Genomic DNA, 22790 nt, shown 5'->3' with positions numbered 1-22790 from the left:
CCCGCCCGGGACCGGCCGGGCGCGGGACGGGACCGGCCGGGCGCGGGACGGGACCGGGCGGGACGGGACCGGGCGCCGCCGCGGTGCCCGGGCCTACAGGGTGAGCGCCGCGCCCGGGGCCAGCCGCTCGTGATCCGCGCCCGCCACCCCCGGGCCGTCCGGGCCGAGCATCCGGTCGTAGACCGGTCGCGCCTGCTCGGAGAGGAGGCCGTCGTGGACGTCCACCGCCCGCCGGGGCCGGACCTCACGGAGGTAGTCGACGATCTCGGCGATCTTGTTCCAGGGGGCGTGGACGGGCAGCAGCAGCGTGTCGACGGGCCGGCCCGGCACGGTCAGCGCGTCCCCGGGGTGGAAGACCGAACCGTCCAGCAGATATCCGACGTTGGTGATCCGCGGGAGGTCCGGGTGGATCACGGCGTGCAGCTCCCCGTGCACCTCCACCTCGAACCCCGCGGCCTCGAAGGTGTCACCGTTCCCGACCGTGTGCACCCGCCCCGGGAAGGCGGCGGTGAGCTGGCGGGCGACGCTCTCCAGGGTCCAGATCTCCGTGGCCGGGTCGGCCTCCAGGGCCGCCCGCAGCCGGTCCTCGGCGAAGTGGTCGGGGTGCTCGTGGGTGACGAGCACCGCCTCGGCGCCCACCGCGGCGTCCGGCTCGCTGAAACCTCCCGGGTCGATGACGAGGGTCCGGCCCGCCTTCTCCAGCCGGACGCAGGCGTGGCCCTTCTTCGTGAGCCTCGTGGGCTCTCCCGGCTCACCGGGACCTGTCGGCGTGTTCGACTCCACGTGGCGCTCCTCGTGTGTGCTGCTGCGGTCTGTTCTGCTGTCTGCTGTCTGCTGTCTGCCGGACTTCACCGGCCTCCACGACGGCGACGGGGGCGGCGACGGGGGTCCGGCGAACACGGTGCGTACCGCGGGTACGGTACGCCGCCGGTGCGGGCCCGCACCGGCGGCTCCCCCGCCGTGTCCCTCCGCCCGGCCCCGGCGGGCCGCCCGCCGGACCGGCACCACCGGCGGCGGGAACCGGCGCCGCCGGCCGTCGAATGCCGTTCGACGATCCGGGCCCCGTCGAACGCTCCGGTCGAACGTCTGGGTTGAGCCCGGGACGTCCGATTGACGCTTCCGGAAGGCCGGCCGGCCCTTGTCCCGGCCCTTGCGGAGGCCGTACCTCCGCTGCCACCATCACGCGGCGGAGCGGCCCGCCCACGGACCATGACCGCCGCTCCGCGGAGGCGTTCGGCCCTTCCCCCGCCCACCGGCCGAGTTCCCGCTCAGTTCCGTTCCGACCGTTCCGCCGCATGGGCGGACCAACATTCCGAGGAGCGTCATGGCCGGATTACGCGAGGGCACAGGAGTATTCGCGCGGTGGGCCCGCTCACTGGCCGGAGGTGCCGTCATCCTGCTCGCCGGGCTGGCCCTGCTGGTCACCGGCGTCCCCGCGGTGGCGGCCGCCCCGGGCGGCGCCGCGGCACCCCGGGACGCGATGAGTGAGGTGGCCGCGATGCAGCCGGGGTGGAACCTCGGCAACTCGCTCGACGCCACGGGCAGCGACGAGACTTCCTGGGGCAACCCGCGGATCACCCCCGAACTGCTCGACAACATCCGGGCGCAGGGCTTCAGGAGCATCCGCATCCCCGTGACCTGGGGGCACCACCAGGGTGGCGCACCCGGCTACACCATCGAGCCGGCCTACCTGAACCGGGTGAAGGAGGTGGTGGACTGGGCGCTGGCGGACGGCTTCCACGTCATGATCAATATCCACCACGACTCCTGGGAGTGGATGGCGGCCATGCCCTCCGACCGGTCCGGGGTGCTCGCCCGCTACAACGCCATCTGGACGCAGCTGGCGAACACCTTCCGGAACCACTCGGGCAAGCTGCTCTTCGAGAGCGTCAACGAACCGCAGTTCACCAACAGTTCGGGGGACGCCCAGAACGCCGAGCTGCTGAACGAGCTGAACAGCTCCTTCCACCGCATCGTGCGGCAGTCCGGCGGCAACAACTCCAGCCGCCTGCTCGTCCTGCCGACCGTCTACACCTCGTCCGACCAGGCCCGTCTGGATGAACTGACCGCCACCTTCAGCAGGCTGAACGACCCCAACCTGGTGGCGACGGTGCACTACTACGGGTACTGGCCGTTCAGTGTGAACGTCGCGGGCGGCTACCGCTTCGACGCCACCGCGCAGCAGGACGTGACCGACGCGTTCACCCGGGTCCACAACACCTTCGTCGCCAAGGGCATCCCGGTGATCCTCGGCGAGTACGGGCTGCTCGGCTTCGACCTCGCCACCGGAACCATCCAGCGCGGTGAGATGCTCAAGTTCTTCGAGTACCTCGGGTACGTCACCCGCACCAAGAAGATCACCACGATGCTCTGGGACAACGGCCAGCACTTCCAGCGCACCGCCTTCCGGTGGAACGACCCGGACTTCTTCGCCCAGATCAAGTCGAGCTGGACCACCCGCTCCGGAACCGCGTCGTCCGACCAGGTGTTCAGCTCCCGTTCGGCGGCCGTCACCGACAAGACGCTCACACTGAACCTCAACGGCACGTCGTTCAGCGCGCTCCGGCACGGCACCACCACCCTCACGCGGGGCACGGACTACACCCTCTCGGGCGACCGGCTCACCCTCAAGGCCGCCACCATCAGCCGGCTGAGCGGCGCGCGGGCCTACGGCACCAACGCCACGCTGTCGGCGCACTTCTCGGCGGGTGTGCCCTGGCGGATCGGCCTCGTCACCTACGACCCGCCGATCCTGCGGAACACCTCCGGGACGACGAGCGGCTTCGCCATCCCCACGGAGTTCCGCGGCGACCAGATCGCGACGATGGAGGCCACGTACGACGACGGCAGCTTCGCCGGGCCGCACGACTGGACCTCCTACAAGGAGTTCGGCCGCACCTTCGCCCCGGACTACGCCGCCGGCACCACCAAGCTGACCTCCGACTTCTTCGCCGAGGTCCGCGACGGTGCCCGGGTCACGCTCACCTTCCACTACTGGAGCGGCACGACGGTGCGGTACCACGTCACCAAGTCGGGTTCATCGGTCACCGGGACCACGGCCTGATCAGCACCTGGCCACCTGGCCACCTGGCCGCCGGCTGAGCACCTGACCGGCTGACCGGCCGGCCACCTGACCGGCTCGTCCGGTATCCGGGGCCGGTGGCCGGACCGCGCCCGGCACGGGCCGGTCCGGCCACCGGCCCCACCGCGTTCGCCGGACGCGCCCTCGGGACGTCCGCACCGGGGGCCCGGCTTCCCGCGGGAACGGCAGGGGCGGCGGGTCACGCCGGCGGGGTCGTCTCCTGCTGGATGACGTCCCGGGCGACCTTGAAGGCCGCGTTCGCCGCCGGAACACCGCAGTAGACGGCCGTCTGGAGCAGGACTTCCTTGATCTCCGCCGGCGTCAGGCCGTTGCGGAGCGCGGCGCGGGTGTGGAAGGCCAGTTCGTCCAGGTGCCCGCCGGCGACCAGGGCGGTGAGGGTGATGACGCTGCGGGTGCGGCGGTCGATACCGGTCCGGGTCCACACCTCGCCCCAGGCGTAGCGGGTGATGAACTCCTGGAAGTCGGCGGTGAAATCGTCGGTGGTCTCGAGCGCCCGGTCCACATGGGCGTCGCCGAGCACCTCACGGCGGACCTTCATGCCCGGCTCGTACGGGTCGGGACGGCCGGCCGGGGCCTCGGCGGGGATCTCGGGCGGGGCGATCTCGGCGACGGGACCGTGGGCGGGGGTGGTGAGGGCGGCGGACCGGCCCGCGGCGGAGACCAGGGGGGCGGGGGTGGCCCCGGCGCCCCTCCAGGTGCTGGTGAAGTGGCGGACGAGGAGGTCGGTGACGGCGGCGGGCTGCTCGACGGGCGCCAGATGGGACGTGCCGGGCACGAGGGCGAGCCGCGCGTCCGGTATGCCGGCGACCAGGACACGCGCGTCGGCGGGCGAGGTGACCCGGTCCTCGGAGCCGGCGAGCACCAGGGTCGGCACGGTGATCCGGCCGAGTCGCTCCCGCACGTCAAAGGTGGCGAGCGCCTCACAGGCGGCGATGTAACAGCCCGGATCGGTGGTGCGCACCATCTGGACGGACCATTCGGTGATCGCGGGCTGCGCGGCCGCGAAGGCCGGGGTGAACCACTGCTCGGGCGCGGAGCGTGCCACCGGCTCCAGTCCGTTGGTGCGGACGATGACACCGCGCTGCCGGTGCTCGTCGGCGGTGCCGAAGCGGGCGGCGGCGGAGACGAGGGCGAGCGAGACGATCCGCTCCGGGCTGCGGAGCGCCAGATCGGCGCCGATGGCCCCGCCGAGGGAACAGCCCGCGTAGCCGAACCGGTCCACGCCCAGCTCGTCCAGGGTGGCCAGCAGGCAGTCGGCGAGGGCGGGCACGGAGCCCGCGGCGTGGGCGGGAGCACCGCCGTGACCGGGCAGGTCGAAGCGGATGACGCGCCAGTGCCCGCTGAGCGCGGGGACCTGGCGGTCCCACATGTGCCAGGTGGTGCCGAGTGCGGGACCCAGGACCAGGACGGGAGCGTCTTCCCGCCCGTCGACGCGGTACTGAAGGGTCTTCGCCGGTGTCTCACTCACGCCCGTACGTTCTCACATCTCACGTTTTCCGCCGTCCCTGGGGCGGGAGCCCCCGCAAGCCGCCCACGTCGTGGAGGAAGTATGGAGATTTCCGGCAGCCGGGACGGCACGGCCGGAAGGCCGCTCCCCCGCGGCGCGCACGCCCGAGTGGCCCGGCCCGGTCGTACGCGGAGGCGGGCCGGCAGGCCGACGGGCCGGCGGCCCGGGCCACGGGGCCGGGGCGGAGCACCGGTCTCTCACGGCATCGGGGCCCCCGAAGCGGACGGAGCGCGGTCCCCCGGTACGGGCTCGCCGGGCAGCGGGCGGCGCTCCAGGCTCTCCTCCAGATCGTCGAGGGCCCGGCGTGCCAGGGCGATCCGGAGCCGCACCTCCTGTTCGTGCACCTCGCCGGCGAACGGTGCCTCCGGGCCGGGCGCCCTCCCGGCCGGGACGCCGGCGCGCTCGCCGCCCCGCTGCTCCTCGTGCCCCTCCAGCTCACGGGCCTCGTCGAGGGAGCTGATGACGACCCCGATGAGGACGTTGACCAGGACGAAGGAGGCGAGAAGGACGAAGGAGCCGTGGTAGAGGACGCTCCAGCGGGAGATCTCCAGGCCCTCGCGGACGATGTCCCCCAGATCCTCCAGGATCATCAGGAAGCAGAGCGTGAGGACGGCACGGCCGATGGAGCCGTAGTGTTCGGGTGCCTCCTCGGCGAAGAGGACCCAGCCCGCCATCGCGTACACGTACAGCAGGACCGCGCCCACCATCAGGAACGTCACCGTGCCGGGCAGACTGCGGGCCACCGCCACCAGCACGACCCGCAGTTGCGGCATGAAGCGGGCCGCGCGCAGGACGCGGGCCAGTCTCAGCAGCCGCAGCACGACGACGTTCTCCCGCACGAAGGGCAGGTAGGCGCAGAGGACCACGGCGGCGTCGAAGAGGTTCCACGGATCGCGGAAATACTCCCTCGGCCGGTCCGCGCAGGCGCCGGCGCGCAGGAGAATCTCGGCCGTGAACGCGGCGAGAAGGCCGTACTCGAGCAGCTTCAGCTCGTCGTGCCAGCGGTGGACCACCCCTGAGTAGGTCTCCACGCCGAGGACGAGGGCGTTGGCCAGGATGAGGGCGAAGACGCCGACGGCGAACCGGCGTGTCCCGGTCACGGCGCGGCAGTGCGCGGCCAGGGCATGACGGAGGGGTAAGCGTGTGGTCCCGTCGTCGATCATCGGGGATGCTCAGTCTTTCCACGCTTCACAGCGCTCTGTTCCGTTCCGTGACGACCCCGCCCGCCTTCCGGACGCCGGCCGTTCCGCACGGGCACGCCCCCGCTCCACCGGGGCCGAAGCCCGGGGACCGCGGGAGCGCGCCCTGAGGGGATTCTGTCACGCCGGCTGCGGGTGCAGCAGGCGCGCCAGCAGGTCGTCCAGGGTGACCAGGCCGGTGAGACGCCCCTGGCCGTCGCGGACGACGGCGAGGGAGGCCCGGCGCCGCCGGAGCTGCTCGATGGCGTGACCGACCGTGTCACCGACGGTCAGCTCCGGTACCGGGCAGGCGAGTTCCCGCGCGGTGACGGTGCGCCCCCGGCCGCGGGCGACCAGCGCGTCCCGGGCGTGGACCGAGCCGACGACCAGCGGGCCGTCCCGCACCAGCAGGCGGCTGCGGTCGTGCTCGGCCGCCGTGGCGAGCAACTCGTCGAGGCCCGCCCCGGCCGGCACCGAGATGATCCGGCCGGCCGGGATCTGGAGGTCACCCACCGGGGTCTGCGGTTCGGTGAGTGAATTGGTGATCAGCTCGGAGTCGTCCTTGCTGATCAGTCCCAGCCGTTCCGACTCCGCCACGAGGTGGGTGAGCTGCTCGCGGTTGTGGACGGAGGGGAGCTCGTCGCGCGGGGTGACCCGGCAGAGCCGGACCAGGGCGTTGCTCAGCGCGTTCAGCACCCGGATCAGCGGGCGCACCACCGTGACCACCGCACGGAAGGGCGGGGACAGCAGCATCGCCGCGCGCTCCGGGCGCGCGATGGCCCAGGACTTGGGCGCCATCTCGCCCACCACCATGTGCAGGAAGACCACGGCCACCATGGCCACGGCGAACGCCACACCGTAACTGAGCGCGGCGGGCAGGCCCAGCCGGTGCAGCAGCGGGTCGAGTTCGTGGGAGATCGCCGGCTTGGACACCGACCCCAGGCCCAGGGTGCACACGGTGATGCCGAGCTGCGCGCCCGCCAGCATCAGGGACAGCTCGCGCATTCCGGCGAGCGCCGCCCCGGCGCCGCGGCGCCCCTCGGCGGCGGCCTTCTCCATCCGGTGCCGCTTGGCCGCGACCAGGGCGAACTCGGCGGCCACGAAGAACCCGCTGCCGATCAGCAGCAGCACGGTGACGAGGAGTGCCATCGGGAAACTCACTTCCGTCCCTCCTCACGGTCGCGTCCGGCCCGGGGCCCGCGTTCCGCCTCGCGGTCACGTCCCGTCCCGTCCTCAGCACGTCCGGTGCCGGGATCGCCGCCGGACGCGGCCACCCGCTCCAGGCGCACCCGGTCCGGCACATGCCGGTCGAGCGTGCGGACCTCGATCCGCGCGTGATCTCCTGGGTGCGCGCCGTCCGCACCGGTCAGTTCCACGGTGAGGCGGTCGCCGATGGCCGGGAAGCGCCCCAGCCGGTCCACGATCAGGCCCGCCACGGTGTCGTAGTCCTCTTCCTCCGGAAGGTGGACGCCGGTCGCGGCGGCCACCTCGTCCAGGCGCCGTCCGGCGTCCACCAGCCAGCCACCGCCGTCCGCCACCGCGGTCTCGGTGACGGTGTCGGACTCGTCGGCGATGTCGCCGACCAGTTCCTCGGCGATGTCCTCGTAGGTGACGACGCCCGCCACGCCGCCGTGCTCGTCGAGGACCACGGCGAACTCGTCGTCGCGCTCCCTCATCTGTTTCACCGCTTCCGGCAGCGGCAGGGTGTCGGGCAGCAGCAGGGGGCGGCGGGCGAGCGCGCCGGCCGTCGTGGCCGTGAGCCGGCCGGCGGGCAGCCCGGTCAGCTCCCGTACACCGACCACACCGACCAGGTCGTCCGGGTGCTCGCCGAGCACCGGGTAGCTGGAGTGGCCGTGCCGGGCTATCAGGCCGACGGTCTCCTCGGCGGTCGCGTCCTCGCGGAGGAAGACCGCGTCGGCGCGCGGGACCATCACCTCGTCCAGGGTCCGGTCGGAGAACTCCAGGGCGTGGTCGAGCAGGGCCGCCGTCTCCCGCGGCAGCCCGCCCTGTTCGTGGGACTCGCTGATCAGGTGCCCCAGTTCCTCCAGGGTCGCGCCGTGGTGCAGCTCCTCCACCGGCTCGATACCGGCCTTGCGCAGCAGCCTGTTCGCCGCCCCGTCGAAGACGCGCACCAGCGGGCCCACCACCTTCAGATACGCCAGCGTGGAACCGGCCAACGACTTGGCCAGGCGTTCCGGCACCGCGATGGCCAGGTTCTTCGGCGCCAGTTCACCCAGTACCATCTGCACGACCGTGGCCAGGACGAAGGCCAGCACGACGGCGATGCCGCTCACCGCCGCCCCGGGGACCCCCGCACCGGAGAGCACGGGCCGGAGCAGCGCGGAGACCGAGGGCTCGGCGATGAATCCGACGACCAGACCGGTCACGGTGATGCCCAGCTGGGCGCCGGAGAGCATGAACGACAGCCGCTCCAGCACCTTCAGGGCGCGGGCGGCCTTCTTGTCCCCCGCCTCGGCCTCCCGGGCCAGGGCGAGGCGGTCGGCGGAGACGTACGCGAACTCCTGGGCGACGAAGTAGCCGGTGCCGGCGGTCAGCACGAAGACGGCCAGCAGGCCCGCGACGGCACTCAACGAACACCACCCCGCCGTGTGCCGTGCTCAGGCCGGGAAGCCTGGCGGGGTGGTCGGGGACTGTGCCCCGGGGGGTCCGTCGGACTGGCGGACAAGGTACTCCTCCGAAAGGGGAAGGGGCGCAGGACAAGGGCCGGCCACACCGGCCGGCCGGCTGTCCACCGGGCGTCCGGCGCCCGTACCCTCGAACGGGACTCTACAGGCCCGTAGAAGCGTGCGGGGAGGCGAACGGCCCCTGGTTCCGCGAGGTCCCGTGGGTCCGCGCGGCCCGGCCGCACCGGGGCCGCACGGGACCGCGGCCGGCGCGGGCCACCGGGCCGCCGGCCCGGTTCAGAGCTTCACGGTGGAGACGACGTAGACCATGGGGTGTTCGGGGTTGCTGCGGTCCACGGCGATCTCGAGCCGCGGCCGGGGCCCCGGGTGGTCGAGCACCAGCCCGGACCAGTCCGCGCGGGCCGTGGGGGCGGTGCTCACCGCGTGGGAGGAACCGGAAGGATGCCCGGCGCCGAGCCGCCAGCCGACCTGGGCGGCATCCTCGTCCGCGACGGGCACGGTGCCCTCGCGGAGGTCACCGCGGACGGCACCGATCCGGCCGAGGAAGAGGTCGAGCCCGCCCGGCGAGGTCGTGAACTGGACGTAGAGCTTGCTCGTCTCCCAGCTGTTGGTCTCGTACCACGCCACGTCGGCGGAGTAGCCGGTGATCGGCACCTCGTAGATGCGGCGGGTGACCCGGGGGGGCCACTCGAACGTGAGTCCGGTGGCGGCGGCCCGCGCCTGCTTGTCCCGGCCACTGTCCCGGCTCTGCTCCGCGGAGATCACGATGTAACCGGTGGGGATGCCGATGAGCAGCACGATGACGCAGAGGATGAAGAGGCGGCGGCGGTTGCTCGGGTGCTTCCACGAGGAGTGCGAGCGCTCCCTCCAGGAGGAACGCGGCCGCTTGGTTCCTCCCGGGCCGCTCTCCGGGCCGCTCTCCGGGCCGCTCTCCGGGACGTTTCCCGTGGGACGTCCCGCGCCGCGCGCCGCGCCGGCGGACGGCTCACGTCCCGCCGCGCCGGCCGGCGGAGAACCGGACGCGCCACCGGACGGCACGGGGCGCGTCTCACCGGAGGGCGCGTGCCGCGGCCCGGCCGGCGGCTCGCCCGGTCCGGCTCCGGGGCCCGGTCCGGCTCCGGGGCCCGGTCCGGCTCCGGCCCCGGGGCCGTGCTGCCCGCCGGGCCCGTGGTCCACCGGGGAGGGCTCGCGCCGAGCGGCTCGTGGTTCCTCACCGGTCATGCCCGGCCTCCCCTGACGACCTGCGCGTACCGTTCGTAGCGGGCGTGGCGCTCGACCCGGCGCCGGTTGGTGCGGCGGAAGCGGCGCGCCACCAGCCGGGCCTGGTCGGCGGCGCCGACGAGGCCGGCCTCGTTGCCGAGTTCCGCCTTGCTGATGGTGGCCTCGGGGCGGTAGCCGCGGCCGGTGAGCTGGCGGCGGAAGGCGTCCCTGGCTGGGCCGAGCAGCAGGTCGTCGGCCGCGCTGACGCCGCCGCCGACGACGAACGCGGAGGGGTCCAGGGCGGCGGCGAGGTTGGCCAGGCCGACACCCAGCCACTGGCCGATGTCCTGGAGCAGTTCGACGCACATGGCGTCGCCGCCGCGGGCGAGTTCGGTGATCAGCGGGCCGGTGATGTCCGCGATGTTGCCGCCGACCCGGTCGATGATGTTGTAGGCCACCGGGGAGTCGGCGGCGGCCAGCTCGCGGGCCTCGCGGACCAGGGCGTTGCCGGAGCTGTACTGCTCCCAGCAGCCGCGGTTGCCGCAGGGGCAGCGGTGGCCGCCCGGCACCACCTGCATATGGCCGAACTCGCCGGCGACGCCGTAGGCGCCCCGTTTGACCTCGCCCTCCTCCAGGATCGCGCCGCCGATCCCGGTCCCCAGGGTGATCATGACGATGTGGTCCGCGCCCCGGCCCGCACCGAAGCGCCACTCGCCCCAGGCCGCGGTGTTGGCGTCGTTGTCGATCATGACGGGGACGGCGAGCCGGGCGGTGAGGGCGTCCCGGATGGGCTCGTTGCGCCAGGCCAGATGGGGCGCGAACAGGACGTTGGACCGGTCGGCGTCGACCCAGCCGGCCGCGCCGATGCCCACGGCGTGCACGTCGTGCCGGTCGGAGAGGTCCAGCACCAGTTCGACGATGGTGTTCTCGACGACCTTGGGGCTCTTGGACTTGTCCGGGGTCTCGGTGCGGATCTTCTCCAGGATGTTGCCGTCCGCGTCCACGACACCGGCAGCGACCTTGGTGCCTCCGATGTCGATGCCGACGGTCGGCACACGCGGGGCGCTGAGGTGCGAGCGCCGCTCGCGCGGGCCCACGGTCCGCAGGACGGTGGCCCGGGCCGCTCCCCGGTGGGTCAACTCGCGGTAGGTGCTCATCGGCTCACAAGGTCGTCGGGGTGGCGGCAGGCGTCCGCCGCGCCGGGGCGCCGGGCGGGCCCGGCCGGCGGTGGTCGGCCGCCCGGTGGACGATTGTGCCTCAGAGGGGGCGGAGGGCGCGAAGCGGCCGTGCCGGGGCACGTCGCGGCCCCCGGCCCCGGGCGCGCGGGACGGCCGGGCGCCCGGCGGGGCGCGGGACGGGACGGCCCGCCCCCGGCCGCCCCGCCGGTCCCGGTGGCCCGCCGGTCCCGGCTTCCGGCGGCGGTGCCGGCGTCAGCCGGTCCCGGCGCCGTCCCCGGCGGCTTCCGCGGGCACCGCCGACGGCCCCGCCGGTGGCCTGCTCCCGGGAACGGGTGACGGGGTGGCCGCGGGGCCCGGTGGCGGCGTGGCCGAGGGCAGGTCCGGGGCGGGGGCCCGCTCCAGTTCGTGGCTGAGCTGCTCCAGCTCCGAGCCGCCCGCCATCTGCCGCGTCAGCTCGTCCAGCCCGATCTCGTCACGGGTGTGGCTGCCCGCCATCGCTCCCCGCTTGAGCAGGACGAACCGGTCACCGACCAGGTAGGCGTGGTGCGGGTTGTGGGTGATCAGCACCACACCGAGCCCGGCGTCGCGGGCCGCCGCGACGTACTTCAGCACCATGCCCGACTGCTTGACGCCGAGGGCCGCGGTGGGTTCGTCCAGCACGAGGACGCGGGCCCCGAAGTGGACGGCGCGGGCGATGGCCACGCACTGCCGCTCGCCGCCGGAGAGCGTGCCGATCGGCTGGTCGACGTCGCGCAGGTCGATCCCCATGCGCAGCAGCGCCCCGCGGGTGGTGGCGCGCATCTGCGCGACGTCGAGCCGCCGGAACGGGCCCCGGCCGCGGGTGGGCTCCGACCCGAGGAAGAAGTTCCGCCAGACCGGCATCAGCGGCACCACCGCCAGGTCCTGGTAGACGGTGGCGATCCCCAGGTCGAGCGCCTCACGCGGGGAGGAGAGCCGGCGCTCCTCCCCCGCGACGGCGAAGGAGCCGGAGTCGTGGAGGTGCAGCCCAGAAATGATCTTGATGAGGGTGGACTTGCCGGCCCCGTTGTCCCCCAGCACACAGGTGATCTCGCCCGCGTGCACCTCCAGGCCGACCCCCTCCAGCGCCCGGACGGAGCCGTAGTACTTGCTCACGTCGCGCAGGGCGACCAGCGGGGGGTGCTGCTCCACCCGGTCCGGCCCGGCGGTGGCCGCCGGGCCCGTCTCCGGAGCCGGCTCGGGAGGCGCCGTGGCCGCGGCGGGCGCCTCGCCGGGGTCGCGGGGCTCCCCCGGGCGTTCCGGGCGGGGAGCGGCCGCCGCGTCACCGCCGGGCCCGGCCTCCCCGCTGTTCGCGGCCTTCATGCCGTTCGCGGCGTTACCGGTGTTTCCGGCGCTCCCGGTCTTCGGGGCGTTCCCGGTGTCCGGGGCGTTCCCGGTGTCCGGGGCGTTCCCGGTGTCCGGGGCGTTCCCGGTGTCCGGGGTGTTCCCGGTCTCGTCGGTTCGCTCGGTCATCGTGTCGCCTCCGCCCGCTTGCGGACCCAGGCATTGAGCAGCGTGGCCAGCAGCAGCATGCCTCCCAGGAAGAATTTGAACCAGTCGGGATCCCACTGCGCGTAGACGATGCCCCGGCTGGTCATACCGAAGATCAGCGCTCCGATCGCCGCGCCGATGGCCGAGCCGTAACCGCCGGTCATCAGGCAGCCGCCGATGACGGCGGCGATGATGTACAGGAACTCGTTGCCCACGCCCTCGCCGGACTGCACCGCGTCGTAACGGAAGAGCAGGTGCTGGCCGGAGATCCAGGCGGCGAAGGCCACGGCCATGTAGAGGCCGACCTTGGTGCGGTTGACGGGGACGCCGACCGCGCGGGCGGCCTCGGCCCCGCCGCCCGAGGCGAAGATCCAGTTGCCCGCGCGGGTGCGCAGCAGCACCCAGGTGGCGAGCGCCACCAGGGCGAGCCACCACAGCACGGTGGCCTCCAGCCGGACGCTGCCGAGCTGGAGGTGGGCGGCGAACAGGACGCGGGCCGACGCGAAGCCCTCCATGTCGCCGATGGTGCGGGTGGAGACACCGCCGCTGATCAGCTTGGTGAAGCCGAGGTTGAGACCGGTCAGCATCAGGAAGGTGCCGAGGGTGATGATGAAGCTCGGCAGCTTCGTGCGGATCAGCATGATGCCGTTGAAGAAGCCGATGGCGAGCGTGACCAGCAGGGACACCAGGACACCGACCCAGACGTTGGCCGTCATCTGGTAGCTGAACATCGAGGAGATCAGCGCCGAGGACGTCACCATGACGCCGGTCGAGAGGTCGAACTCGCCACCGATCATCAGCAGCGCCACGGGGACGGCCATGATGCCGATGGTCGACGCGGCGTAGAGGACGGTGCTGAGCCCCGCGGGCTTCAGGAAGCTGTCGGAGACGACCGCGAAGAAGACGAAGACGGCCGCCGCGCCGACGACGGCGCCCAGTTCGGGACGGCTCATCAGCCGGCGGGGAAGGGAGCGGCGCTCCAGTCGTCCGTCGTCGCCGGTGTCTCCCGCGCCGCCGGCGGGTGGGGCGGGCCGGGCCGCCGTGGCCTGCGCCGTCACCGGGTACCCCGCTTCGCGTAGCGGGTCAGGGCCGCGGCGTCCTCCTGGCCCACGATCTCCGGGCCGGTGAGCACGGGCTCACCGCCGCCGAGCACGTCGGCGTTGTAGCGGTACAGCCAGAGCAGGTCGACGGCCTGGTAGCCCTGGAGGTAGGGCTGCTGGTCGACGGCGAAGGCCAGTTCCTTCTCGTCCAGGGCGCGGGCGACCTCCTCGTTGAGGTCGAAGGTGGAGATCTCGGCCTCGCTGCCGGCGGTGTCCTTGGCCTTGACGGCGGCGGCGGCGAACGGCGCGCCGAGCGTGACGACGGCGTCGACGGCGGTGTCCGACTGGAGTTCGGCCTCGATGGCGGACTGCACCTCGGGCATGTTGGTGCCCTCGACGTAGAGGTTCTTCAGCTTGCCGTCGAAGGTCTCGCGGGCCCCGTCGCAGCGCTGTTCGTGGCCGACGTTGCCCTGCTCGTGCAGGACGCAGACGGCCTTCTTCCGGCCGCGCTCGTTGAGCTCCTCGCCGACGGCGCGGCCCGCGACGGTCTCGTCCTGGCCGATGTGGGTCAGGGCGCCGAACTCCTCGGACTCGGCGGAGCCGGAGTTGACCGTGATCACCGGGATACCGGCCTTCACCGCCCGCTTGACCACCGACTTCATCGCCTGGGGCTTGGCGAGCGAGACGATCAGGCCGTCGACATCCTGGTCGATCATGGACTGGACGAGTTCGGCCTGCTGCTGCCCCTCGTCGTGCTGCGCGTAGAGGAACCGGATGTTGTCCTTGGCGGCGGCCTTCTCCGCGCCCTTCTGGACGATGTCCCAGAAGGTGTCCCCGTCGCCGGAGTGGGTCACCATGGCGAAGGTCCAGCGCGGGGTGCCCGCGGCGGACCTGCCACCGGCCTGCTCGGCCTTCTCCTCGGCGCGCTTGCCGCCCGTGCTGCTGCATGCCGCGAGAGCCAGGCCGAGCGCCAGGGCGGCGCTCGCCATCCGTATGCCCCTGTGAACCCTTGCCACGGTTGTTCTGCCTTTCTCACCGTCCGTACCGGCGGTACGGACTTCCCCGTCGTGCTGTGCCGTGCTGTGTCGCTGTGCGGTGCTGTGTCGCTGTGCGGTGCTGTTCTGCTGTGCTGCTGTGTCGTGCCTGTGCTGTCCGTGCTGTTCTCCGGGCCTGGTCACGGGTGTCGTGCGCGCCGCGTGCGCCGTGCCGGCCGCCCGCGGCGCGGCCGTCCGGTTCCGCCGCGCTCCGTCACCGCCGTGCCGCGTTCCGCCGCGCCGTCACCGTCCCCCGTCCCGTCGTGGCCGGCCCTGCCACGGCCGGGGAGCGGCGGCCCCGGGGCACCGGCCGAGGGAACCGCAGGTCCGGGCCCGGTCAACCGGTCAAGTATCCGTTACGGCGCACGGCGCTCCCCCGGCAGGTCTTTCCCCGGCCGCCCCGGGGACAGGCCCGGGCGGTGGACACGGTTCGGCCACACTCCAACACCACTGGATCGACGGGTGAGTTGAGGGGGCCGGACGGGGCGGGCCGGGACCGGGTCCCGGAGAACCGGAGGTACGGAGAACCGGAGAAGGGCCGAAAGGGTGTTCAAGGCGGGCGTCGCACCCGGGGCGACGGGCGGTGTCAGGGCCGGACGAGCAGCTGGAACTCGAAGGAGTAGCGCGAGGCCCGGTATATGTGGGAGCCCAGTTCCACGGCGCGCCCGGTGGCGTCGTAGGTGGTGCGCTCCATGGTCAGCACCGGCGCCCCGGCGGGCTCCGCCAGCGCCTCCCCCTCCGCGGGGGTCGCCGCTCTGGCACCCACCGACTGCCGCGCGCTGTGCAGGCCGATGCCCGCCTCCCGCATCAGCCGGTAGAGGCCCGTCTCCTCCAGCCGCTCGGCGGTCAGCTCCAGCAGGCCGAACGGCAGGTGGTTACGGAGCCGGGCCATGGGTTCGCCGTGGGCCAGGCGCAACCGCTCCACCAGGCACACCGCGGCCCCTTCGGCCACTCCGAGCGCCGCGGCGACCTCGGCGCCGGCCGGCTCGACGGCCGTGCGCAGCACGCGGGTGGCGGGGCGCTGCCCGGCGGCCGCCAGGTCGTCGTAGAGGCTGCTCAGCTCCAGGGGACGCCTGACCTGGCTGTGCACCACCTGGGTGCCGACCCCGCGCCGCCGCACCAGCAGGCCCTTGTCCACCAGCGACTGGATGGCCTGCCGGACGGTGGGGCGGGAGAGCCCGAGCCGGCCGGCGAGTTCGATCTCGTTGCCCAGGAGGCTGCCGGGGGCGAGCGCGCCCTGTTCGATCGCCGCCTCCAGCTGCTGGGCGAGCTGGAAGTAGAGCGGTACGGGGCTGCTCCGGTCGACCCCGAGCCGGAGCGAGCCCGCGGCGCCCGCCCGCTCGCCGTCCCGGCCCCTGTCACGCTTCACCACGGGGGCGAGCGTAGCCGTCCGGGGCGGGCCGGCGACAGCTCACCGGGCTTTTTGTCCGGACATACACAGCTGCCCGGACATGCGCGGTGCCGCCGTCTCCCCGGAGAAGCCCGATACCTCAGGGGTATCGCGCCTGAGGAACGGGAATGGGACGGCCGGATGAGGGCGCCGGCCGCTGATCCGCATGTCACCTCTCCCCGTACCCTCCGGCGGGCCGGCCGGCCGCGGCGCGAGGCCGCTCCCGGGCGTCCGGACGTCCGGGCGTCCGGTCACGCCCGCCAGCGGACCGGCAGCCGTCGCGGGCCGCGCATCATCATCCCGCCGCGGTGGGAGAGCGCCGCCGGGTGCGCGTCCAGGGCGAGGTCCGGACAGCGGTCCAGGAGCACCCGCAGGGCGGTGCGTCCCTCCAGACGGGCGAGCGGGGCACCCAGGCAGTGGTGGATGCCGTGGCCGAAGGCGAGGTGCCCGCCCGGCGGCCGGTGCAGGTCGAAGTCCTCGCCGCCGGGGAAACGGGCCGGGTCGCGGTCGGCGTCCGCCAGGCAGGGCAGCACCAGCGCGCCCCCGCCGGGGATCACCGTGGCGCCGACGGCGACCGGTTCCGTGGTGAACCGGTACGTCGGCGTCGCCACCGGCCCGTCCCAGCGCAGCGTCTCCTCCACGGCCCGGTCGGCCAGTGACGGGTCGGCGCGCACCTCGGCCAGCGCGCCGGGGTGCGTGAGCAGGGCGAGAACGGCGTTGGAGATCAGGTTGACGGTGGTCTCGAACCCGGCGACCAGCAACAGCCAGACGGTGCCCATGAGTTCGTGGTCCGTCAGCCGGGAGCCGTCCTCGCCGGTGGCCCGCACCAGCGCGCTGACCAGGTCCTCCCCGGGGTCGCGCCGCCTGCTCTCCACCAGCCCCGCGATGACCTGGGAGGCCGCCTCGGTGGCGGCCGCCCGGCGGGCGCGGTCGGTGGAGGTCACCATCGCGTCGCTCAGCTCGCGGAAGGCCTCCCGGTCCAGATCCGGCACGCCCAGCAGCTCACAGATCACGGCCATCGGCAGCGGGAAGGAGAGCGCGGAGACCAGGTCCGCCCGGCCGTCCGGCGCGGCCAGCATCGCGTCGACGAGGCCGCCGGCCATCTCCTCCACCCGCGGGCGCAGCGCCTCCACCCGGCGCGGGGTGAACTCCCCGGCGACCAGGCGGCGCAGCCGGGAGTGGCGGGGCGGGTCGGAGTTGAGCATGTGCGCTCCGGACGCGACGCTCCGCAGGCCGAGGGAGGGCGAGGCGTTCTCCCAGTCCTTGGAGAGCCGCGGATCGGCGAGGGCCGCGCGCGCCTCCGCGTAGCCGACGACGAGCCAGGCCTCGGCGCCCTCCGGCATCCGCACCCGGTGCACGGGGCCACGGGCCCGCAGCCCGGCGTAGACGCGGTACGGATCGCGGGTGAACTCCTCGCCGAGGGCGGCCAGATCGACGAGCGGAGGGAGGGCGGGGTGCGGGCCGCCACCCGCTGAGCCCTCGGCCGGAGCGCCGGGCGCAGGGCCCGGAGTGCCGCCGGGCTCCGCGGTGTTCACCGTCTCCCCGGTCATCCCGTCCCCTGTTCCGGCTTCCGCCTTCTGCCCGGTTTCCGGATTCCGTCGCGGCTGACGCCCGCCGGCCCGGCGTCCCGCCCCGGGCCGGCCTCCGGGCCGGTCCCCGGGTTCGGGACGCCACCACGCTAGTGGCGCGGGTCCGGGCCGGCCATGCCGGAACCGGCCGTGTCGCCGCGGCGCGGCGCGGGGCCGCCCCGGGGTATCGCCGAGATCGTCCGCCGGCTCCCGGAGGAGGGACGGGAGATCGGCCCGGAGGGCGTGGCCCAGGTCTCCCCGTACCGGACCGAGCACATCACACGATTCGGCGAGTACGGCACCCACCGACTCGGCATCGGGCCCGAGGGGTACGGCACCAGGCCCGACGTCGGCTTCGGCCTGCTGCGTGGCCAGGGCCCGGCTGCGGCCGGCTCCGGCCAAGCCGCCCGGGAGTCAGTGCCCTGTGCCCGCGTGGAGGGTGCGGCGCTCGCCGGTGACCTTCGAGGCTGGAAGGCGTCCGGCCTTGGAGGTTCCGGTCAGGGTGTCGCCGTCGATCGTCACGGCGAAGGCCAGGTTCAGCCGCATGGGCTTGGTGATGGCCTGCTTCCACGTGAGCCGGTCGCCGTCGAGGACGACGTCGCTGAGCGGTACTTCCTCTCCGGCCCCGTAGGCGGTTCCGACGAGGACACCGTCCTTGCGCCGGAACTCGGCCACGGCCTTGATCTTGCCGATGGGGGTGGAGATGGACAGGTCCCACGTTCCTTCGACGGACATGCCGCTGTTCTTCCTCACGGTAGTGGTGCGGGGGGCGGTGGAGCGGGAAGGGCATCGGGTCAGAACCGGACAGGCTCCGGGCCCTTGTTCCGCCAGACAGTGCCGCGGCGCTCATGGGCGAAGAGCGCCTCGACGGCATGAGCGATCCGGGGCCCCACCTCGCGCTCCAGCACATACAGGCCGAGGTCGAGTCCTGAGGTGACGCCGGCACCGGTGACGAGGTCGCCGTCATCGACGACGCGGGCGCTCACCGCGTGGACGCCGGTGGCGTCGAGCATGTCCAGGCCCATGTGGTGGGTGGTGGCATGGCGTCCCTCCAGGAGGCCGGCCATGGCCAGGACGAGTGAGCCGCCGCACACCGCACCGACGGTCACCTCGGGATTTTCCATCGCAGCCTTCAACAGCGCGGGCAGCTCGGTGGTCAGGGTGCGGCCCAGCAGTACGGGGATGAATGCGTCCTGCTGCCACTCCCCGGCCGCCGCATCGCCGTCAGGGACCTCGCCGGGTTCCCCGACCCGGCCCGAGGCGCCGGGAACCAGGATCACGCCGGCACGCCCGGGGTCGAGGGCGGCGGTGGCGCGCAGCGCCAGCCCGCCGGTGCCGCTGACCACCTCGCGTGGCCCTTCGGCCGAGACCAGTTCCACGCTCACCGCGCCCGCGGAGGCCGTACCGCCGGCGTACAGCACCTCGTAAGGGGCGATGACATCGAGCGGATCGAAGCCGTCGAACAAGACGATCTGGGCATGCATGGAGGGGTCCTTCGGCTGCGGGAAGTGGCGGCTGTGTTGGGTACGCCCCGAACCTAACCGGCTGCCACCTCCTCTCCCAGTGGCAGGAGTGACAGGAAACAACGGGATAGTGCCAAGCCTGGGGAGCGGCCGCTGCACTGCGGTTGAGCCGGGATATCCGGGACCGGGACCGGAACCGTGGTCCGGCGGCGGGGTATTTTCCGGCCATGCACACCGTCGCCGTTCTCGCGCTGGACCATGTGATCCCGTTCGACCTCTCCACCCCGATCGAGGTCTTCACCCGCACCCGTCTCCCGGACGGGCGACCCGGCTACCGGATCCGCGTGTGTGCCGAGCGACAGGAGATCGATACCGGGGCCTTCGTCATGCGCGCACCCTGGGGCCTCGATGGGCTCCGGGACGCGGACACGATCATCGTGCCCGGTACCGCCGCGCCGGAAGCCCCGCTCTCCACGGCCGTCCGCGGTGAGCTGCGAGCAGCCGCCGCGGACGGCACGCGCATCGCCTCCATCTGTTCGGGCACCTTCCCCCTGGCCGCTGCCGGCCTGCTCAACGGTCTGCGGGCCACGACCCACTGGGCCGCCGCCGGCCTCCTGGCCACCACCTACCCGGACGTCGAGGTCGACCCGGACGTGCTGTACGTCGACAACGGGCAGATCCTCACCTCAGCGGGCGCGGCCGCGGGCCTGGACCTGTGCCTGCACATGATCCGCCGCGACTACGGCTCGGCCGTCGCCGCCGACGCCGCCCGCCTGTCCGTCATGCCGCTCGAACGCGAAGGCGGACAAGCCCAGTTCATTGTCCACGGCTACGCGCCAACCCCTCAGGGCTCCGCCCTCGAACCACTGCTCTCCTGGATGCAGGACAACCTCGCTCGCCCCCTCACCCTCGCCGACATGTCCGCCCAGGCCGGCGTCAGCATCCGGACCCTGATCCGCCGCTTCAGCGCACAGACCGGTACCACCCCGCTCCTGTGGCTCCACCGCGCGCGCATCCGCCAGGCCCAGCACCTCCTGGAGACCACTCACCACTCCATCGAGCGCATCGCCGCCCAGGTCGGCTTCGGCTCACCCACGGCCTTCCGCGACCGCTTCAAACGCACCGTCGGCGTCAGCCCCCACGCCTACCGCCGCTCCTTCAGCTGACTCTGCCCTGTGCTCCTCCAGCCGGCCGGTACGGAGGGGAGCACGGGAGCCCGGCGCCGGCGGGGCGGGGCTCGCACCCCGGCCCGCCGGCGCTCAGCGCTCAGCGCTCAGCGCTCAGCGCAACCGTACGGGCAGCTCCCGCAGGCCGCGGATGAGCGTGCCCGGGATCCAGGGCAGATCCGCGTCGGAGACGCCGGGATCGCGGTCGAGGGCCAGCTCCGGGAAGCGTTCCAGCAACCGCCGGATGGCTATCTGGGCCTCCATCCGGGCCAGGGGGGCGCCCAGGCAGAAGTGGATGCCGTGGCCGAACGCGACGTGGCCGCCGGGCGCGCGGTGCGGATCGAAGCGGTCGGCGTCCGGGAAGCGGGCGGGGTCGCGGTCGGCGGAGGCGAGGGAGACGAGGACGGTTCCCCCGGCCGGGATGGTCACGTCCCCGATCTCCACGGGCTCGGCGGCGATGCGCAGCGTCGCGCCCTCCACCGGCCCGTCCCAGCGGAGCCCTTCCTCGACCACGCGTTCGGTCAGGGTGAAGTCGGCGCGCAGCTCGGCGAGGACGTCGGGGTGACGGAACAGGGCGTGGACGGTGTTGGTGATGAGGTTGACGGTGGTCTCGAACCCGGCGATCAGCAACAGGAAGGACATGCCGACGAGTTCCTCCGGGGACAGCCGGTCGCCGTCCTCGTCGGTGGTCCGGATCAACGCGCTGAGCAGATCGTCCCCGGGGTTCAGCCGCTTCCTCGCGATCAGCTCCGTGAGGTAGCGCCCGACCGCCTCCACGGCCGCCGCCTCCTTCTCGGGACCCGAGAAGGAGACCAGGTCGGAGCTCCAGGCGCGGAAGGCGGACCGGTCCAGGTCCGGCACGCCGAGCAGCTCGCAGATGACCCCCATCGGGAGCGGGAAGGCCAGCGCGTCGACGAGATCGGCGCGGCCGTCGGGGAGCGCCGCCATGGCGTCCAGCAGTCCGTCGGTCATCTCCTCGACGCGGGGGCGCAGCGCCTCCACCCGGCGCGCCGTGAACTCCCGGGAGACGAGCCGCCGCAGCCGGGTGTGGTCGGGCGGGTCCACCTGGAGCATGTTCGCGCTGATCGGCGTCGGGGTGAACCGCTCCGGGGAGAGCAGACTCCAGTCCTTGCCGAGCCGGGGGTCGGTCAGTGCGGCCCGGGCCGCCTCATATCCCACCACCAGCCAGAAGTCCCCGATCTCCGCCGAGCGGGCCCGGTGGACGGGGCCCCGCTCCCGCAGGCCGGCGTAGACGGAATACGGGTCGGCGGTGAAGTCGGCGCCGAGGGCGGTGAGGTCGGCGACCGGGGCAGCCGTGCCCGCCGGGGTGGCGAGGGCCGTGGTGGCGCCGCCGTTCGATCCGCCGCCCACGTCCGTGGCGCCTCCGTTCCCGATGCCGCCGCCCGCGCCACCGTCCGGCGCGTCACCGCCGGGGGTCCGTCCCCCGTTCCGTACCGCCTCCGCCGTGCCCGTGTCGTACCCCTTCTCCATGGAGCGCTCCCTCCCGCTGTCTCCTCTCGGTGCCCGCGACCACCGCGCCCCGATCCCGCCGGAACGGGTGGGGGCACGGACCGGTACGGGCCGGTGACGGCAGCCTAGGCGGGGTACCGGGGCGCGGGCGTCGGCCCCACGGGGGATTCGGAATCAGCCGCTCCGTAGCGGGAGTTGACGGTCCCAGTCGCCGTGATCACTGCGCCGCGCCGCAGAACTGACTGGTCACGGCCGCGAACCCGGGCCCGGGGCGGACATGCGGGCGTGGCCTGATCATTCCACTCGGTCCCGCGTCCGGCCCGTCCCGCGGCACCGGTGCCCGCCGCCCGGACGGCGAGCGGAGCCGCCGCGCCACCGGCGCCGCACCCGCCCCGGCCGGCCGCTCCGGTGATGCCTCGGGGGTACCTCTCCCCGCGCCTGACGGTCCGTCGAGGGCCGTCCCCGGCCCGGTGCCGTCGCCCCTCCCGCCACCTCTCCGCCTCGCCACCCGCTCCGGCCCCGCGCCCGCCCGCACGGCTCCGCCGGCCACCACGCCTCGTCCCCCACCGCCCGGGCGACGCGCCCCCGTTCCCCCCTCGCCCCGGCATGTCCCCTCTCATGCTCCCTCGCCGGCACCGTCACCGGCCGGCGTCTCCCCGCGGGGTGCCGCGGCGGCCAGCGCGCGCAGCAGGCCGCCGACGCGCCCGCGGATCTCCGAGGGGTCACCCGCGGTGAGCGCCGCGCCCATCCCGCAGGCCACCGCGCCGGCGGCGATCCACGCGGGCGCCTCCTCGACCGTCACCCCGCCCGTCGGGACCAGGGGCGCCTGCGGCAGCGCGGCCCGCAGGTCCGCCAGCCACCGCGGCGACCTGCCGGAGACGGGGAACACCTTCAGGGCGTCCGCGCCGAGTTCCAGGGCGTGCACGATCTCGGTGGGGGTGGCGACCCCGGGGATCACCGGGACGCCGAGGCGGTGCCCGGTCCGGATCACCTCCGGCTGGAGGGCGGGGGAGACGAGGAACTGGGCGCCCGCGTCCACGGCGGCCCGGGCGGAGGCCGCGTCCAGGACGGTGCCCGCGCCGACCACCGCCTCCCCGCGCGGGGGACGCGCGAGGGTGGTGAGGGCGTCCAGGGCCCCCGGGGTGGTGAGCGAAACCTCCACGGCGGTGACCCCGGCGGAGAGCAGGGTCTCCGCCCGGGTCACGGCACGGTCGTAGGTCTCGTCGCGGACGACGGCGACCAGGCGCTGCGCCAGCACGGTGCGGGTGATCTCCCAGCGGTACACGGCAGTTGCCCTTCGGGGTGGTGGGTGGCTGTCGGGTGCGGCGGTGGGGCCGGA

Annotated in this window: 18 protein-coding genes; 2 read left to right on the top strand and 16 right to left on the bottom strand. The window is 73.8% G+C overall.

Annotated features, from left to right (window positions below; all coding sequences use genetic code 11):
- Positions 1-93 precede the first annotated feature (93 nt).
- Positions 94-783, bottom strand: coding sequence for an MBL fold metallo-hydrolase (locus HCK00_RS20305; protein WP_168103448.1), 690 nt, complete (start codon positions 781-783; stop codon positions 94-96).
- Between the two features lie 541 nt (positions 784-1324).
- On the opposite strand from HCK00_RS20305, the gene HCK00_RS20300 reads away from it, so the two are divergent.
- Complete coding sequence (locus HCK00_RS20300; RefSeq protein WP_168103447.1) at positions 1325-3064, top strand: cellulase family glycosylhydrolase; 1740 nt, start codon at positions 1325-1327, stop codon at positions 3062-3064.
- A gap of 217 nt (positions 3065-3281) precedes the next feature.
- Here the strand turns inward: HCK00_RS20300 and pcaDC are convergent, their stop codons facing one another.
- The 13 genes from pcaDC to HCK00_RS20230 form a co-directional block, all read right to left on the bottom strand.
- Positions 3282-4571 (bottom strand): bifunctional 3-oxoadipate enol-lactonase/4-carboxymuconolactone decarboxylase PcaDC, encoded by a 1290-nt coding sequence (pcaDC, locus tag HCK00_RS20295; RefSeq protein ID WP_168103446.1) that lies wholly within the window; start codon positions 4569-4571, stop codon positions 3282-3284.
- Positions 4572-4807: 236 nt separating this feature from the next.
- A complete protein-coding gene (locus HCK00_RS20290) occupies positions 4808-5773 on the bottom strand; it encodes an ion transporter (RefSeq protein ID WP_168103445.1) in 966 nt (321 codons plus the stop codon).
- Positions 5774-5929: 156 nt separating this feature from the next.
- Positions 5930-6949: a hemolysin family protein gene (locus tag HCK00_RS20285; RefSeq protein ID WP_168103444.1), complete on the bottom strand. Its 1020-nt coding sequence runs from the start codon at positions 6947-6949 to the stop codon at positions 5930-5932.
- Positions 6946-8379 (bottom strand): hemolysin family protein, encoded by a 1434-nt coding sequence (locus HCK00_RS20280; RefSeq protein WP_168103443.1) that lies wholly within the window; start codon positions 8377-8379, stop codon positions 6946-6948. The genes HCK00_RS20285 and HCK00_RS20280 overlap by 4 nt, the downstream gene beginning before the upstream one ends.
- A 330-nt stretch (positions 8380-8709) precedes the next feature.
- Complete coding sequence (locus tag HCK00_RS20275; protein WP_311765408.1) at positions 8710-9231, bottom strand: hypothetical protein; 522 nt, start codon at positions 9229-9231, stop codon at positions 8710-8712.
- A 419-nt stretch (positions 9232-9650) separates the two neighbouring features.
- Positions 9651-10790: an ROK family glucokinase gene (locus HCK00_RS20270; RefSeq protein ID WP_168103442.1), complete on the bottom strand. Its 1140-nt coding sequence runs from the start codon at positions 10788-10790 to the stop codon at positions 9651-9653.
- Between the two features lie 273 nt (positions 10791-11063).
- A complete protein-coding gene (locus HCK00_RS20265; RefSeq protein WP_168103441.1) occupies positions 11064-11981 on the bottom strand; it encodes an ATP-binding cassette domain-containing protein in 918 nt (305 codons plus the stop codon).
- A gap of 317 nt (positions 11982-12298) precedes the next feature.
- Positions 12299-13273 carry an ABC transporter permease gene (locus HCK00_RS20255; RefSeq protein ID WP_168103533.1) on the bottom strand — a complete coding sequence of 325 codons (975 nt, stop codon included), beginning with the start codon at positions 13271-13273 and terminating at the stop codon, positions 12299-12301.
- Positions 13274-13374: 101 nt separating this feature from the next.
- Positions 13375-14349 (bottom strand): sugar ABC transporter substrate-binding protein, encoded by a 975-nt coding sequence (locus HCK00_RS20250; protein ID WP_168103440.1) that lies wholly within the window; start codon positions 14347-14349, stop codon positions 13375-13377.
- Between the two features lie 631 nt (positions 14350-14980).
- Entirely contained in the window at positions 14981-15763 is a 783-nt protein-coding gene (locus HCK00_RS20245; RefSeq protein WP_168103532.1) for a GntR family transcriptional regulator, read from the bottom strand.
- Positions 15764-16035: 272 nt separating this feature from the next.
- Positions 16036-17334, bottom strand: a complete 1299-nt coding sequence (locus HCK00_RS20240) for a cytochrome P450 family protein (protein ID WP_168103439.1) — start codon at positions 17332-17334, stop codon at positions 16036-16038.
- Positions 17335-17766: 432 nt separating this feature from the next.
- Positions 17767-18087 (bottom strand): hypothetical protein, encoded by a 321-nt coding sequence (locus tag HCK00_RS20235; protein ID WP_168103438.1) that lies wholly within the window; start codon positions 18085-18087, stop codon positions 17767-17769.
- A gap of 59 nt (positions 18088-18146) precedes the next feature.
- Positions 18147-18836, bottom strand: a complete 690-nt coding sequence (locus HCK00_RS20230) for a DJ-1/PfpI family protein (protein ID WP_168103437.1) — start codon at positions 18834-18836, stop codon at positions 18147-18149.
- Positions 18837-19042: 206 nt separating this feature from the next.
- On the opposite strand from HCK00_RS20230, the gene HCK00_RS20225 reads away from it, so the two are divergent.
- Positions 19043-19981: a GlxA family transcriptional regulator gene (locus HCK00_RS20225; protein ID WP_168103436.1), complete on the top strand. Its 939-nt coding sequence runs from the start codon at positions 19043-19045 to the stop codon at positions 19979-19981.
- A gap of 114 nt (positions 19982-20095) precedes the next feature.
- Here HCK00_RS20225 and HCK00_RS20220 read toward each other — a convergent pair whose 3' ends face one another.
- Positions 20096-21472 (bottom strand): cytochrome P450 family protein, encoded by a 1377-nt coding sequence (locus HCK00_RS20220; protein ID WP_168103435.1) that lies wholly within the window; start codon positions 21470-21472, stop codon positions 20096-20098.
- A 595-nt stretch (positions 21473-22067) separates the two neighbouring features.
- A complete protein-coding gene (locus HCK00_RS20215) occupies positions 22068-22736 on the bottom strand; it encodes a bifunctional 4-hydroxy-2-oxoglutarate aldolase/2-dehydro-3-deoxy-phosphogluconate aldolase (RefSeq protein ID WP_168103434.1) in 669 nt (222 codons plus the stop codon).
- Positions 22737-22790 lie beyond the last annotated feature (54 nt).

It is taken from the genome of Streptomyces zingiberis (assembly GCF_012034935.1).
Lineage (GTDB): Bacteria > Actinomycetota > Actinomycetes > Streptomycetales > Streptomycetaceae > Streptomyces > Streptomyces zingiberis.
This window is presented reverse-complemented; position numbering and strand designations above follow the sequence as displayed.

Bases quoted from the DNA above. Each gene is read 5' to 3' on its own strand.
- HCK00_RS20290 (WP_168103445.1), bottom strand. From the start codon at position 5,773: ATGATCGACGACGGGACCACACGCTTACCCCTCCGTCATGCCCTGGCC.
- HCK00_RS20230 (WP_168103437.1), bottom strand. From the start codon at position 18,836: ATGCATGCCCAGATCGTCTTGTTCGACGGCTTCGATCCGCTCGATGTC.
- HCK00_RS20270 (WP_168103442.1), bottom strand. From the start codon at position 10,790: ATGAGCACCTACCGCGAGTTGACCCACCGGGGAGCGGCCCGGGCCACC.
- HCK00_RS20250 (WP_168103440.1), bottom strand. From the start codon at position 14,349: ATGGCGAGCGCCGCCCTGGCGCTCGGCCTGGCTCTCGCGGCATGCAGC.
- HCK00_RS20300 (WP_168103447.1), top strand. From the start codon at position 1,325: ATGGCCGGATTACGCGAGGGCACAGGAGTATTCGCGCGGTGGGCCCGC.
- HCK00_RS20220 (WP_168103435.1), bottom strand. From the start codon at position 21,472: ATGGAGAAGGGGTACGACACGGGCACGGCGGAGGCGGTACGGAACGGG.
- HCK00_RS20235 (WP_168103438.1), bottom strand. From the start codon at position 18,087: ATGTCCGTCGAAGGAACGTGGGACCTGTCCATCTCCACCCCCATCGGC.
- HCK00_RS20225 (WP_168103436.1), top strand. From the start codon at position 19,043: ATGCACACCGTCGCCGTTCTCGCGCTGGACCATGTGATCCCGTTCGAC.
- HCK00_RS20240 (WP_168103439.1), bottom strand. From the start codon at position 17,334: ATGACCGGGGAGACGGTGAACACCGCGGAGCCCGGCGGCACTCCGGGC.
- HCK00_RS20255 (WP_168103533.1), bottom strand. From the start codon at position 13,273: ATGAGCCGTCCCGAACTGGGCGCCGTCGTCGGCGCGGCGGCCGTCTTC.